This is a genomic window from Myroides phaeus, from assembly GCF_900099675.1.
Classification (GTDB): domain Bacteria; phylum Bacteroidota; class Bacteroidia; order Flavobacteriales; family Flavobacteriaceae; genus Flavobacterium; species Flavobacterium phaeum.
In genome coordinates, this window is sequence record NZ_FNDQ01000008.1 from 20461 (window position 1) to 33714 (window position 13254).

The 13254-nt window shown below is 32.1% G+C and carries 14 protein-coding genes; 11 read left to right on the forward strand and 3 right to left on the reverse strand.

Features of this window, described 5'->3' with window-relative positions; all coding sequences use genetic code 11:
• Positions 1-12: 12 nt before the first annotated feature.
• The gene (gene dnaB, locus BLT46_RS05520) at positions 13-1575 is read left to right on the forward strand and encodes a replicative DNA helicase (protein WP_090407454.1); all 1563 of its coding nucleotides are present in this window, start codon (positions 13-15) and stop codon (positions 1573-1575) included.
• Positions 1576-1791: 216 nt separating this feature from the next.
• Here the strand turns inward: dnaB and BLT46_RS05525 are convergent, their stop codons facing one another.
• The gene (locus BLT46_RS05525; protein ID WP_090407457.1) at positions 1792-2523 is read right to left on the reverse strand and encodes a biotin--[acetyl-CoA-carboxylase] ligase; all 732 of its coding nucleotides are present in this window, start codon (positions 2521-2523) and stop codon (positions 1792-1794) included.
• Between the two features lie 98 nt (positions 2524-2621).
• Here BLT46_RS05525 and rsfS point away from each other — a divergent pair, with 98 nt between their 5' ends.
• The 7 genes from rsfS (at position 2622) to BLT46_RS05560 (ending at position 8201) form a co-directional block, all read left to right on the forward strand.
• Entirely contained in the window at positions 2622-2993 is a 372-nt protein-coding gene (gene rsfS, locus BLT46_RS05530; RefSeq protein WP_090407460.1) for a ribosome silencing factor, read from the forward strand.
• A gap of 18 nt (positions 2994-3011) precedes the next feature.
• On the forward strand, positions 3012-4976 hold the full coding sequence (ftsH, locus tag BLT46_RS05535; protein ID WP_090407463.1) for an ATP-dependent zinc metalloprotease FtsH: 1965 nt from the start codon (positions 3012-3014) through the stop codon (positions 4974-4976).
• 115 nt (positions 4977-5091) lie between these two features.
• Complete coding sequence (locus BLT46_RS05540) at positions 5092-5703, forward strand: lactate utilization protein B/C (protein ID WP_090407467.1); 612 nt, start codon at positions 5092-5094, stop codon at positions 5701-5703.
• 1 nt (position 5704) lies between these two features.
• Positions 5705-6493, forward strand: coding sequence for a phosphatidate cytidylyltransferase (locus BLT46_RS05545; protein ID WP_090407471.1), 789 nt, complete (start codon positions 5705-5707; stop codon positions 6491-6493).
• Positions 6494-6496: 3 nt separating this feature from the next.
• Entirely contained in the window at positions 6497-7147 is a 651-nt protein-coding gene (locus BLT46_RS05550) for a phosphatidylserine decarboxylase family protein (protein ID WP_090407474.1), read from the forward strand.
• A 3-nt stretch (positions 7148-7150) separates the two neighbouring features.
• Positions 7151-7423, forward strand: a complete 273-nt coding sequence (locus BLT46_RS05555) for an acyl-CoA-binding protein (protein WP_090407476.1) — start codon at positions 7151-7153, stop codon at positions 7421-7423.
• Positions 7410-8201 carry a superoxide dismutase gene (locus BLT46_RS05560; protein ID WP_090407479.1) on the forward strand — a complete coding sequence of 264 codons (792 nt, stop codon included), beginning with the start codon at positions 7410-7412 and terminating at the stop codon, positions 8199-8201. The genes BLT46_RS05555 and BLT46_RS05560 overlap by 14 nt, the downstream gene beginning before the upstream one ends.
• A gap of 40 nt (positions 8202-8241) precedes the next feature.
• Here BLT46_RS05560 and msrB read toward each other — a convergent pair whose 3' ends face one another.
• Together msrB and BLT46_RS05570 are read right to left on the reverse strand one after the other, a co-directional pair.
• A complete protein-coding gene (msrB, locus tag BLT46_RS05565; protein ID WP_394332439.1) occupies positions 8242-8640 on the reverse strand; it encodes a peptide-methionine (R)-S-oxide reductase MsrB in 399 nt (132 codons plus the stop codon).
• A 77-nt stretch (positions 8641-8717) separates the two neighbouring features.
• The gene (locus BLT46_RS05570; protein WP_090407486.1) at positions 8718-9590 is read right to left on the reverse strand and encodes an alpha/beta hydrolase; all 873 of its coding nucleotides are present in this window, start codon (positions 9588-9590) and stop codon (positions 8718-8720) included.
• A gap of 279 nt (positions 9591-9869) precedes the next feature.
• Between BLT46_RS05570 and BLT46_RS05575 the strand changes: the two genes are divergently transcribed.
• The 3 genes from BLT46_RS05575 to BLT46_RS05585 all read left to right on the forward strand — a co-directional run bounded on the left by BLT46_RS05575 (position 9870) and on the right by BLT46_RS05585 (position 13076).
• Complete coding sequence (locus BLT46_RS05575) at positions 9870-10685, forward strand: M48 family metallopeptidase (RefSeq protein WP_090407489.1); 816 nt, start codon at positions 9870-9872, stop codon at positions 10683-10685.
• A gap of 59 nt (positions 10686-10744) precedes the next feature.
• Positions 10745-12049: an MFS transporter gene (locus BLT46_RS05580; RefSeq protein WP_090407492.1), complete on the forward strand. Its 1305-nt coding sequence runs from the start codon at positions 10745-10747 to the stop codon at positions 12047-12049.
• 61 nt (positions 12050-12110) lie between these two features.
• On the forward strand, positions 12111-13076 hold the full coding sequence (locus BLT46_RS05585) for a hypothetical protein (RefSeq protein ID WP_090407494.1): 966 nt from the start codon (positions 12111-12113) through the stop codon (positions 13074-13076).
• The last annotated feature ends 178 nt before the right edge of the window (positions 13077-13254 follow it).

Consider the following 13254-nt stretch of genomic DNA (forward strand, 5'->3'; position numbering starts at 1 on the left):
TAATTTTGCAATATGGAGCAAGCTAAAGATTTTAGACCAATGAAGTCTTTTTCTAAGGAGATTGTATCTCTGGAAAAAGGAAAGTTACCACCTCAAGCAGTTGATTTAGAGGAGGCAGTATTGGGTGCAATGATGATTGATAAAAAAGGTATTGATGAGGTAATTGATATTTTACAACCAGATGCTTTTTATAAAGACGCTCATAAGCATATTTTTGAAGCGATTGATCAATTATTCGTAGGTAACCAACCTATTGATTTGTTAACTGTTTCTACGCAATTGCGTAAAAACGGAAAACTGGATTTAGTAGGAGGTGATTACTATTTGGTTAGCTTAACTCAGAAAATTACGTCTTCAGCACATATTGAATTTCACTCACGTATCATTTTACAGAAGTTCATTCAGAGAAGTTTAATTCGCATTTCAAATGAAATTATTGAGAATGCATACGACGAGACAAGTGATGTGTTTGATTTATTAGATCAAGCAGAGTCTAAATTGTATGAGGTTACTCAAGGAAATATTAAAAAGAGTTCGGAAACAGCTCAGTCTCTTGTTGCCCAAGCAAAAAAGCGTATTGAAGAAATTAGTACAAAAGAAGGGCTAAGTGGACTTCCAACAGGATTTCATAAACTGGATGCGCTTACATCGGGTTGGCAACCAAGTGACTTGATTATTATTGCGGCTCGTCCTGGTATGGGTAAGACAGCTTTTGTCTTGTCAATGGCACGTAATATCGCAATCGATTCAGGAGCAGGAGTAGCTGTGTTCTCATTAGAGATGTCTTCTGTACAGTTAATTACTCGTTTGATTTCATCTGAAACAGGTCTTTCGTCAGAGAAACTACGTACAGGTAAATTAGAAAAACACGAATGGGAACAATTAAATGTAAAAGTAAAAGACTTAGAGAGAGCGCCTTTATTTATTGACGATACACCTTCGTTGTCTATTTTTGATTTACGTGCAAAAGCAAGACGTTTAGCTTCACAACATGGTATTAAATTGATTATTATTGACTATTTACAGTTAATGACAGCGGGAGGAAATTCTAAAGGAGGAGGAAACCGTGAGCAGGAGATTTCGACTATTTCACGTACATTAAAAGCATTAGCAAAAGAGCTTGACGTTCCTGTTATTGCCTTATCTCAGTTATCGCGTGCTGTTGAAACACGTGGTACTTCAAAAAGACCTTTATTATCCGACTTAAGGGAGTCTGGAGCGATTGAGCAGGATGCGGATATCGTATCGTTTATTTATCGACCAGAGTATTACAAAATTGAAGAATGGGATGATGAAGAAAGAAGTCCAACTGCAGGGCAAGCTGAGTTTATTGTAGCAAAACACAGAAATGGAGGATTGGATAATATAAGATTAAAGTTCTTAGGACAATTTGGTAAGTTTGACAATTTAGAAGAGGATAGTTTTAGAAGTGATTTCTTTTCATCTGCTATGAATGAAGAAGCGAACCAAGGTTATGGTCAGAACCTTGCTAATACGCTCCCTCCAGCTTCTCAAGTTTTTACTACACCTAATAACAATAATAGTTTTCACAATGATGATGATGTCCCGTTTTAAAGAGGACAGTTTATATAGATAAAACGCAGGGACTGTCTTTTGAGGCAGTCCCTGGTGTTTTTTAAGGGCTTTTTATAAGATAAAATTACTTTTTTAGATAGGAGAGATAAACAGTTCTTTTATACAAAATAATTTTACTTGTTTAATACCAGAATGAATACAGTCTTATTTTTTACAATTGAAAACTTTAGTATTAAATTCTCTCTATTTTATTATTTAATACAGCATTTTGATTTCTTTCATTCCAAATTCTTGAATGCTATCATCTTCTAATTGTATGCGAATTAAACCATACTTAGTAACTTCTTTGATAATTCCCATAAAACGAGTATGTTCTTTATTTTCAAAAGCAGTAGGTGTATTGATACGATATAAATGAGAATGATATTCAATCCATAAAAAGTCACCTCCTTTAGCAAGATATTGTTCACTATAATATTTCAGTTCATCTAAAACAGCATTTAGGAGCACATCTTTATCAGTCTTAGTACCAGTTAATTTAAATAGAGAGCTTGCTTGAGGAAAATCATTAAAGCTTTCTTGATTTACATTGATACCTATGCCGACAATAGATTGAGTTTCGCCATTAGCTTTTATGATGTTTTCTATTAATATGCCACATATTTTTTTATTATATGACAAAATGTCGTTCGGCCATTTTATATAAAATGGCAGGTTATAAGTTTTTTTTAACGCTTGATAAACACTTAAAGCAACCATTACATTCAAATCAAAAACATACTCTGGTGAAGACAAAATGTCTTTCATTAAAACGCTAAAACTTAGACTACTACCTGCTTCAGAAGTCCAAGTACTTCCTCTCTGTCCCTTACCAGCAAATTGATTTTCTGCCACAACAACAGTGAAGTTTTCTAAGTTAGAAACTGTAAGTAAGTCTTTCAAATAGGTATTAGTAGACCCTATGGCATCGAGTTTGATAATATTCATACAAAATTATTATAGTCTATTCAGAACGGTTTCATTATATTTGGAACCAAATTTAGCTAACATTACATTTAATCGCGAATAAATAAGAAATAAAATAAATGGCAGACAAGAATATCAACAACGACGAATTGATCGCAAACATTATCAAAGGAATTGAATCAGTTAAAGGAGAGAACATTAAAATATTAGACTTAAGAGAGATTGACAATACTCCTTGTGATTATTTCATTATTTGTGAGGGAAATTCAAACACACAAGTCAATGCCATAGCTGGTGCTACGCAAAAAATAGTATCAAAAGAACTTCATGACAAACCTTGGCATATAGAAGGTGAAGTACAAGCAGAGTGGATATTAATGGATTATGTAAATGTTGTAGTTCATGTATTTCAAAAACATATACGTGAATACTATAACATCGAAAGTCTATGGGGAGACGCTAAAATCACCACTGTTGAAAGCCAATATTAATCACTAAAATTATTTTTCATGTCTGATAATATGAAACCTAATCCAAAAAAATCAAGATTTAATCCTTGGATACTTTATGGAAGTCTCTTAGTGATTATTCTTGTAATTAACTTCCTGACTAATGGAAGTAATTTTGGAGACTCAAGACAATTGGGTTTATCAAAATTATATGATTATTTAGAACAGGGATATGTTGAAAAAGTTGATTTCAATCGTACAGTTGCAAAAGTTTATTTAACTGAAGATGCGCTAAAACAAGATGAATTCAAAGATTTACAAAAGAAAAGTATCCTTGGTAAAGGAAACACAGGACCACAATTCCTTACTGACATTGGTAATTCTGAGATTTTTCAAACAAAGCTTGATAAAGCTAAATCTGAAGATAAATTAGTTGAATATAAATCAGAACCAGACAGTAATTGGGGAGACTTATTAATTAGCTTCTTACCGATTGTTATCATCATAGGTTTCTGGTTATTCATGATGAGAAGAATGTCTGGTGGCGGTGGCGCTGGAGGCGGTGGCCAAATCTTTTCGATTGGAAAATCTAAAGCAAAACTTTTTGATGAGAAAAACGACATCAGAGTGAGCTTTAAAGATGTTGCAGGATTGGAAGGGGCTAAAGAAGAAATTGTAGAAATTGTAGAATTTCTTAAAAACCCAGAAAAATATACTTCTATTGGAGGTAAAATTCCAAAAGGAGCTCTTTTAGTAGGACCTCCAGGTACAGGTAAAACATTATTGGCTAAAGCAGTTGCAGGTGAAGCGAAAGTTCCTTTCTTTTCACTTTCTGGATCTGACTTCGTTGAAATGTTTGTAGGAGTTGGTGCTTCTCGTGTAAGAGACTTATTTAAACAAGCAAAAGAAAAATCTCCTTCAATTATCTTTATTGACGAGATTGATGCTGTTGGTCGTGCCCGTGGAAAGAGCAACTTCTCTGGTTCAAACGATGAAAGAGAAAACACATTAAACCAATTATTGACAGAGATGGATGGTTTTGGTTCTAATACGAATGTAATTGTATTAGCAGCAACTAACCGCGCTGAAATATTGGATAAAGCGCTTTTAAGAGCAGGACGTTTTGACAGACAAATTTATGTTGATCTACCAGACGTTAAAGAACGTGAGGCTATCTTCAACGTTCATTTAAGAAACATTAAGAAAGTAGATAACTTAGATATTGATTTCTTATCTAAACAAACTCCAGGATTTTCTGGTGCTGATATTGCGAATGTTTGTAATGAAGCTGCATTAACTGCTGCTCGTAAAGACAAAAAGCAAGTTGATATGCAAGATTTCCTTGATGCAGTTGACCGTATCATTGGAGGTTTAGAGAAGAAAAACAAAATCATCTCTCCAGAAGAAAAATATGCTATTGCAATTCATGAAGCTGGACACGCTACTGTAAGTTGGATGTGTGAACACGCGGCTCCATTAGTAAAAGTAACAATAGTTCCTCGTGGACAAAGTTTAGGTGCTGCTTGGTACTTACCTGCGGAAAGACAAATCGTAAGAACAGAACAAATGTTAGACGAAATGTGTGCTACAATGGGAGGACGTGCTGCTGAGAAAATTATCTTTGATAAAATATCAACAGGTGCATTGAGCGACTTAGAGAAAGTAACAAAACAAGCGAAAGCTATGGTTACTATCTACGGACTGAACGAGAAATTAGGAAATATCACTTATTATGATTCATCAGGACAAAATGAGTATGGTTTTGGAAAACCATATTCAGAAGAAACTGCTAGAATTATAGACCAGGAGATTTCAACTTTAATTGAAGGACAATACGAAAGAGCGCAAAGTATCTTATCACAAAATAGAGAAAAGTTAATTCAATTAGCAGATTTACTTTGTGAGAAAGAGGTAATCTTTAAACAAGACTTAGAAGATATATTTGGTAAACGCCCATTTGACAAAGAAGGTGCCGTAGAAATAAATATTTCTGAAGAAAACAAGCCCGAGCAAACAGAAGAATAATCTTCTATATAAAGCACAAATACTAAAAATCTTAACCTAAAGGCAACTTTAAGTTAAGATTTTTTTTATCTTTGAATACTTATAATCTAAATTATTTCATCGGAGTAAAGTTGACATGAATTTTTTAAAGAAATTAATCAAAGTTTTTCAGCCTTCAGTTCCTGAAGTAGAGCAATCTACGCCAGAAAGAAGTCAGTATCTTCCAGAGGAGAAGATGCCGGTAGATGAGCTATTTACTGTTAATTTTAAAGAAAATGGTGGAAAGTTTCTTTATTGTGAATCAGATGAAGATTTAATAGAAACTTTTGTAAATATACTTTTAGAAAATGACTGGTTTGAAACAGAAGCATTAAGCTACGAAACACAGTTATATCCTCTTTTAGATGAAAATAACGTTAAGTATATTAACGTTAAACAACCTACATTCTTTTTCTCTACTTGTGAGAGTTTAATTGCAGAAGACGGTTCTATACTGTTTTCTGGAAAACAATTAAAAGACAACAAAGCACACCATTTACCTTTAAACTTGATTATTATAGCTAAAACAAGCCAAATAACAAGAACTAAAAGTGATGGTCTGCGTGAAATAAAACGAAAATACGGAAGTGCACTACCAAGCAATATTACAGCTTTTAACTGCTTCAAAGAAGCTCCTGTTGAAACAGATTTCTTAAGCTACGGTAGATCGCCCAAAAATTTATACCTATTACTTTTAGAAGATTTATAATATGTCAGAATCAGTTACTCGTGCAATATCAGGTGTAATCTACATTGCGCTATTGATAGGAGCAACTCTATACTCTCCCTTAACTTTTGAAGTCCTTTTTGGTTTCTTTATGTTTGTAGCTTCTTTTGAATTTGCAAAACTTATTAAGTTGCCTAAATCACTTGCGATGATTATTGCTCTAATGGCTATTTCGTGTGTGTTTTGGGATAGAGATATTATGCCTATAAATGCTATAGCAATTTTTGCTGTAGTTATCTTATTAGCTTTATTAGCAGAATTATTCACCACGCGAAAACCTAATAGATCATTTCCTATTAAAATTATAATCTTTTTAGGTTACATTATCGCAACCTTTACAGCTATACTTTATTTGCCTTTTGTTAAAGGAGATTATACTCCTAACATCATAATAGGAATGATGATTTTAATATGGACAAATGATACATTTGCTTATATCGTTGGAAAGAAAATTGGAAAAAATAAACTATTTGAAAGAATTTCTCCAAAGAAAACTATTGAGGGGTTTGCAGGTGGTTTAATCTTCAGTATCATAGCAAGTATCATATTAAGTCAATTTTTTGACTTTTTTAGTATGATAGTTTGGATAAGTAGTGCTATTTTTGTCAGCATTTTTGGAACCATTGGTGATTTAGTGGAATCACACTTCAAAAGAGAAGCTGGTGTCAAAGATAGCGGTTCAATAATGCCAGGTCATGGTGGAATATTAGACCGTTTAGATAGTGTTATATTTGTAGCACCATTTTTGTATTTAATTTATCAAATATTATAACCTATGTTTCACAAAGAAGGAACGAAAATTATTTTTTACTCATTAGTAGTAGCGGTAGGATTAGTCGTTTTAGCTGATGTATTAATTGATATCGACTGGATAAGAATGATTGTACAATCAATTGTACTTGTATTCTTAATCTTAATACTTCAATTTTTCAGAAACCCTAATAGAAGTGTTACTCCAAATGACAATACTGTTTTAGCACCTGTTGATGGAAAAGTAGTTGTAATTGAAGAGGTGTATGAACCTGAATATTTTAAGGAAAAAAGGTTAATGGTTTCTATCTTTATGTCTCCTTTAAACGTACACGTAACACGTTATGGATTGAGTGGACTAATTAAATACAGTCAGTACCACGCTGGTAAATATTTAGTTGCTTGGCATCCTAAAGCAAGTGAAGAAAATGAACGTACTACTGTTGTAGTAGAAAATCCAGTATTTGGGGAAATTATGTATAGACAAATCGCTGGTGCTTTAGCAAGACGTATTGTAAATTATGCAAAGCCAGGGATGCAAGTTGTACAAGGTACAGATGCCGGGTTTATTAAATTTGGTTCAAGAGTAGATTTATACTTCCCTATTGGAACAAAAATTGAGGTAGCTTTAGATCAAAAAGCAATTGGAAATAAAACAGTAATTGCACAAAAATAAATAATGAGCAATTTAGATATAGAATTTAAAGAAGCATATAGACGAATTTCAGAGGAAGCTAAAGACCTTCCTGCTGATGTAATGTTACGCATATATGCTTATTACAAACAAGCAACAAACGGATTAAGTCATAAAGATTTTGAAGAAATGTCTAATGATATCAAAAAAGCTTTTAAGTTTAATGCTTGGACACAAGTAAGTCATTTATCAATGACTGAAGCTAAAGAAGAGTATATTAAAATAGCTAAAGAAATATTTAAAAATGATAAAGCTTAAACGAAATATTGCAATTTTATTTTGTTCTATCTTTTTGTTATTTACTTCTTGTGGTCATAAGAATGAGCTAGTAGAAGTTGAAATACCAGAAAGAGAAGCTTTTAATATTCAGAAAAGTGACTTTCCGGATCCTGCTACTATCAAAACGAAGCAAGGTCCTTTTGAGATGCGTGGATTGCCGTATAATTTCAACGATTTTCATGTAATAGCAAAAGCTGAAAGCGCTTTTATTCATTTTGACAAAGTTCATTTAGACTATGCGAATCGGCTAAATACAGCTGTGCACGGTACTCCTTTTGAAAAAGACGAGATTACTACTTTAATTACACGTATTGATAATAGATACGCTAACTTAAAAAATTTCTCTGGCGCTTATTACAATCACAATATCTTTTGGCAGTCAATTAATCCAAAAATTGAAAGTAAGCCAAATGAAGTACTTGATAAATTGATTGTAGAGTCGTTTGGTTCAATGAATGAGTTAAAAAGTGAATTAATCAATAAAGGAAATGCTTTAGTAGGATCAGGTTGGCTTTGGCTTATTATTTTACCTAATGGAAAATTAAGTGTTGTTACTACAATAAACAATGAAAGTCCTAATATGCCTGAATTACAATTAGGGAAACCTTTATTAGGAATAGATTTGTGGGAACACGCTTATTTTGAGACCTATAAAAATGATAAAAAAGCTTATATTGAGACTTGTTTTAAGTATTTGAATTGGGAAAAAGTAAACAAGGAATTTATAGTTGATGTAGAGTCAACAGAAGTAAAATAGAAAAGGCAGATATTTTAAAATATCTGCCTTTTCTATTTGATTATTTTTCTTGCTCGAATTTTAATGAAATAGAATTCATACAATATCTTTCTCCTGTTGTTTCTTGAGGTCCATCAGGGAAGACGTGACCTAAGTGCCCATGGCAATTAGAGCAGACAACTTCCGTTCTAATCATACCGTGAGTAGTATCTCTAATATATTCAACAGATCCTTTGATTGCCTTATCAAATGATGGCCAACCACAGTGACTATCAAATTTAGTGTCAGAGTTGAAAAGTTTTTGATTACATCCTGCACAATGATAACTTCCTTTTTCAAATAAATCATTGTATTCTCCAGTAAAAGGTCTTTCAGTTCCTTTCTGTCTTAACACATAAAATTGTTCTGGAGTCAATGTTTGTTGCCATTGTTCTTCAGTTGTTGTAATATCTTTCTTCATAGTTGGTTTATTTTGATACGAAGTATTTTTGCAAGCTATCAAAGATAATATCATAAGTAAGTAAAAGATATGTTTCATTATTCAATATCTTGAATAAAGTCTTTAATTCTTTCAATTACTTTTTTATCACCAAGAATTTTTCTATGACCTAAAGTCTGTGTAACCATTAATTGTGCATCAATAGCATTCTTTTTAATTTGATAAGCTGCCTTTACGGGCACATCTAAATCATCTTCGTCGTGTATAATTAATAAAGGTATTTTAATTGTTTTAGCAGCATTATGTACACAGTAGCTCTCCATTGTTTGATTAAACTGTTTCTCAAAACGCTGTTTAATTAATTTAGAAATAATTGGTTTTAGTTTTATTTGTTCGACGAAGTCATCAATAACATCCTCAACTACGTCGCCACTTCCTATTATTACCGCTTTTTTGGCCTTAAAGCCATCTTTTAAAGCATTCATCGTAGTCATCCCTCCTAAAGAGTGTCCAATTACCAAGTCAAAAGGACCGAACTGCTTTTCAACTTCAAAGGCAGAAGCAATAAACTCTGTCATATTTGTTTTGGTCTTTGGCGATTTCCCATGTCCAGGTGCATCAAAACTGACAATGTCATACCCTTGTCTCATTAGCATATTAGCTATTGTGATTAGTTGTGTACCTCTACCATTCCAACCATGTATAAGTAAAGCTTTTTTAGTAGCCGCTTTATTCGTACCATATTGATAAACAAAAATATCTTTCTTTAGTTTTGGTACAGTTATTTCTGTTACAACACTTTTATCAAGCATTTCCTTCTCTCTTTTAGGTGGTTTAAATTTAAGAGGAGTAATGAATAGATTTTGAGCAAAACGAGTTGCTAAATTATTTGAAAATAGTTGTAGTGTTTTTCCTATTACTATTATGCTTTTTGGTATTTCAAGCGATTGTTTTGGTTTTTGATTTTGCATTATAATAATCTTGTAATGCTGTAAAATTACAAAATTAAAGTACTATGCAAGCCTACTATTGGTTGATATTCTCATTTATTGCGTTTTAAGGTGATATCCTTGCCAGATTTGAATATTTATAATGTTATAAATGAACGAGTTTTGTCTGAATAAAGGTGTTTTAAAGGTAATTATTTGTCGATATTGATATCATAATGAGCAATTAAGGTACTAATAAATGCGAAGTAAAAGTTTTTTATATTGCTAAATCCTATTATTTTTGACAAAAATATAAGTGGTATGAAAAAAGTATTTTTTGTAGCAAGTAGCGTTTTATTAATGGCAGCTTGTGCTACTAATCCTTTTACAGGAAAAAAAACAATGGCGTTTCAGTCAAATGCAAATTTATTTCCTATGGCTTTCCAACAATATGATGAATTCTTGAAAGAGAATAAAGCTGTTAAAGGAACAAAAGATGCAAAACGTATTGAAGAAGTAGGAACAAGAATAAAAGATGCAGCCGAGAAATGGTTAACAGCAAATGGATATGGTTCTTATTTAAAAGACTATCGTTGGGAATATAATTTGGTAGATAATAAAGAATTGAATGCTTGGTGTATGCCTGGAGGTAAGATTGTATTTTATACAGGAATATTACCAGTGTGTAAAACAGATGCTGGTATTGCAACTGTAATGGGGCATGAAGTATCTCACGCATTAGCAAATCACGGACAACAACGTATGAGTGCAAGTATGCTTCAGCAAGGAGGTGCAATTGCGCTTGACTTGTTAACTCAAAACTCAAGTCCTATTGCAAAACAAACTTGGGCAGCAGCTTATGGATATGGATCACAAGTAGGGGGAATGTTACCTTTTAGCCGTGCTAATGAAACAGAAGCTGATAAAATAGGATTAACATTAATGGCTATTGCAGGGTATAACCCAGAAGAATCTGTTGAGTTTTGGTCTCGTATGGCTGCTAAAACAGGAGGAGATGGAGGTTCTTCATTTATGAGTACTCACCCGAGTAATCATGAACGTATTGAAAACCTTAAAAAATTAATTCCAGAAGCAAAAGCAGAAGCTGCAAAATTTGGTGTATATTTCAACAAGTAATATTTTATTAAATAAGCTACCTAATTAGGTAGCTTATTTTTTTGTTAAGCACTTGTACTATGACTCAATTTGTAAAAGGAGATAAGAAGTTGTTAAATGCTTGGGCATTTTATGACTGGGCTAACTCTGTATATGCACTCGTTATTTCGTCTTCTATTTTTCCTCTCTATTATGGAGCTTTGTTTAGGGAACGAGAACTAGATCGTTTTCTTATTTTCGGGCTCGAGATTAAAAGTGAGTCTATTATTAGTTATATCACAGCAATTGGTTTTTTAATTGTATGTATTATCTCTCCGTTTCTATCAGGAATAGCTGATTACTTGGGAAACAAAAAGTTCTTTATGAAGCTTTTTTGTGGTATTGGTGCTATTTCTTGTATGCTTCTCTATTTTTTTAGTTTAGACTATATTCTGCTTAGTCTGTTTTTTTATATGTTTGGACTTGTCGGTTTTTGGGGAAGTCTTGTTTTTTACAATTCTTATTTACCAGATATTGCCTTTCAAAATCAACAAGATAATATTAGTGCAAAAGGATATGCTATGGGGTACATAGGTAGCGTTATTTTACTATTGCTTAATTTATTGTTGATAATGAAATACGAAACTTTTGGTTTTGATTCAGCTATGACTGCAATGCGCTATTCTTTTTTATTAGTTGGAATTTGGTGGATAGGTTTTAGTTTGTATACTTTTAAATACTTGCCAGATTTTAAGAATGAAAAAAAAATAACTAAATCTGTTTTTTTCAAGGGCTTTAGAGAATTAAAAAAAGTTTGGGAAGAGTTACGTGGGTATAGTTCATTGAAGCGATATTTAGTTGCTTTTTTTGTTTATAGTATGGCGGTACAGACAGTAATGGTTATTGCTGCTTATTTTGGAGAAAAAGAAATTGCCTGGGAAACAGACAGTCAGCGTACTACGGGGTTAATATTGAGTATTTTAGTAATTCAATTAGTGGCTATACTTGGAGCTTATGCAACTTCTACTTTGTCAAAAAAAATAGGAAATATTTATACGCTTTGTGTTTTAAATGCGTTATGGATATTCATATGTGTTTATGCCTATACAATCGAAACACCTAATGAGTTTTACGTTGCAGCTGGTTTTGTAGGACTTGTAATGGGAGGAATTCAATCATTATCTCGTTCTACATATTCTAAATTGCTTCCTGATACAACTGATACGACTTCTTTTTTTAGCTTTTATGATGTGACAGAAAAGTTAGGTATTGTATTAGGAATGGCAATGTATGGCTTGGTGAGTGATATAACTGGTAAAATGCAAAATGCGATATTATTCTTGATAGTTTTCTTTGCAATAGGCTTTGTTTTATTGTTAAGAGTACCAAATAAGAGAATGATTTAATAGATGATAATAATTTTATTGTAAATTTGTTAAAGTTTTTTATAAAAGAAAGAATTGTAAGATGAAAAAAGGACTTAAATATATTGTAGCTGGTTGTTTATTTATAACAGGATTAGGTTTTGTATCATGCGATAATGAGAATGTTGATCCTTTGTTAGAAGGTAATACTATGGTTGGAAGGCCTATAGTGAACCTGAATATTGCAGGAGAGAACTATATGGAGCGTGATAAAATTGTAGCGACTGTTGATAAAAATAGAGAATTTACTTTGAGAGTTGATAATTTAGGAGAAACAGGAGAAGATTACTTGATTGTGAATATTAAGAAGTTTATAGAAGGGAATTTTCCTACTAATGTAAATGAATCAACTTATTATTCAAAAAAAGACGATACTGAATACACTACAAAAGATATACTTCGTCCTAATTGGGTAACAGGTATTATTTCTATGTCATATATTAATAAAAATGCAAGAGTAGTTAATGGAGGAATTGATATTAAAAGTATGATTCCTTTAAAATCAGATAACCCAAATTTAAAGCCGTTTCCTATTACAGGTGATTTCTCAAACATTCCGTATTCGAGATTAGAAAAAACTTATTTTGATGCTTTTGTAAGTGATGAGCCTATGCAAAATTCAAAAGAGAAGATTGCGATAGAAGATAATAGTCTTATAATTTCAGGAACAGATGAAGTTGGTAAAACGCAATCACTTTTTATTACGTTTGCAAAAGGTTTGGTTTTAAAGTCTAATACTAAGTATGAACAAGATACTTTTAAGGCTGTGTATACTTCGCCTGAAGGAGTTAAATATGTTTCTTTAGAAGAAAATAGAAAGGATTCATATTTGATTGTTGAAAATGTTGAAAATGCTGAGAATACTACTCAAGATTTGAAAAAGCCTTTAAAATTGAAGGGAACTTTTGATTTAGTTCTTTTTAAAGAAGATGATAATAATGTGAGTATCAAAATAACAGAAGGAGAATTTTCATTTAAACAAGAAGAAATAGAAGCTAAAACAAAATAACTTGTTTCTTAAATAGCAAGTTGTTAAATCCTTACACTATTTGTAAGGATTTTTTTATGGCATAAAGATTGAAATGTTAAAGAGGTAATATAACTTATAAATTAATTTTTTGTTGGTTATCAGATAGTTACGTGTGTTTTTGGTTGTTTTAGACAAAAATAGATGTAATTAAAACTGA

Bases quoted from the DNA above. Each gene is read 5' to 3' on its own strand.
- dnaB (WP_090407454.1), top strand. From the start codon at position 13: ATGGAGCAAGCTAAAGATTTTAGACCAATGAAGTCTTTTTCTAAGGAG.
- BLT46_RS05525 (WP_090407457.1), bottom strand. From the start codon at position 2,523: ATGAATATTATCAAACTCGATGCCATAGGGTCTACTAATACCTATTTG.
- rsfS (WP_090407460.1), top strand. From the start codon at position 2,622: ATGGCAGACAAGAATATCAACAACGACGAATTGATCGCAAACATTATC.
- ftsH (WP_090407463.1), top strand. From the start codon at position 3,012: ATGTCTGATAATATGAAACCTAATCCAAAAAAATCAAGATTTAATCCT.
- BLT46_RS05540 (WP_090407467.1), top strand. From the start codon at position 5,092: ATGAATTTTTTAAAGAAATTAATCAAAGTTTTTCAGCCTTCAGTTCCT.
- BLT46_RS05545 (WP_090407471.1), top strand. From the start codon at position 5,705: ATGTCAGAATCAGTTACTCGTGCAATATCAGGTGTAATCTACATTGCG.
- BLT46_RS05550 (WP_090407474.1), top strand. From the start codon at position 6,497: ATGTTTCACAAAGAAGGAACGAAAATTATTTTTTACTCATTAGTAGTA.
- BLT46_RS05555 (WP_090407476.1), top strand. From the start codon at position 7,151: ATGAGCAATTTAGATATAGAATTTAAAGAAGCATATAGACGAATTTCA.
- BLT46_RS05560 (WP_090407479.1), top strand. From the start codon at position 7,410: ATGATAAAGCTTAAACGAAATATTGCAATTTTATTTTGTTCTATCTTT.
- msrB (WP_394332439.1), bottom strand. From the start codon at position 8,640: ATGAAGAAAGATATTACAACAACTGAAGAACAATGGCAACAAACATTG.
- BLT46_RS05570 (WP_090407486.1), bottom strand. From the start codon at position 9,590: ATGCAAAATCAAAAACCAAAACAATCGCTTGAAATACCAAAAAGCATA.
- BLT46_RS05575 (WP_090407489.1), top strand. From the start codon at position 9,870: ATGAAAAAAGTATTTTTTGTAGCAAGTAGCGTTTTATTAATGGCAGCT.
- BLT46_RS05580 (WP_090407492.1), top strand. From the start codon at position 10,745: ATGACTCAATTTGTAAAAGGAGATAAGAAGTTGTTAAATGCTTGGGCA.
- BLT46_RS05585 (WP_090407494.1), top strand. From the start codon at position 12,111: ATGAAAAAAGGACTTAAATATATTGTAGCTGGTTGTTTATTTATAACA.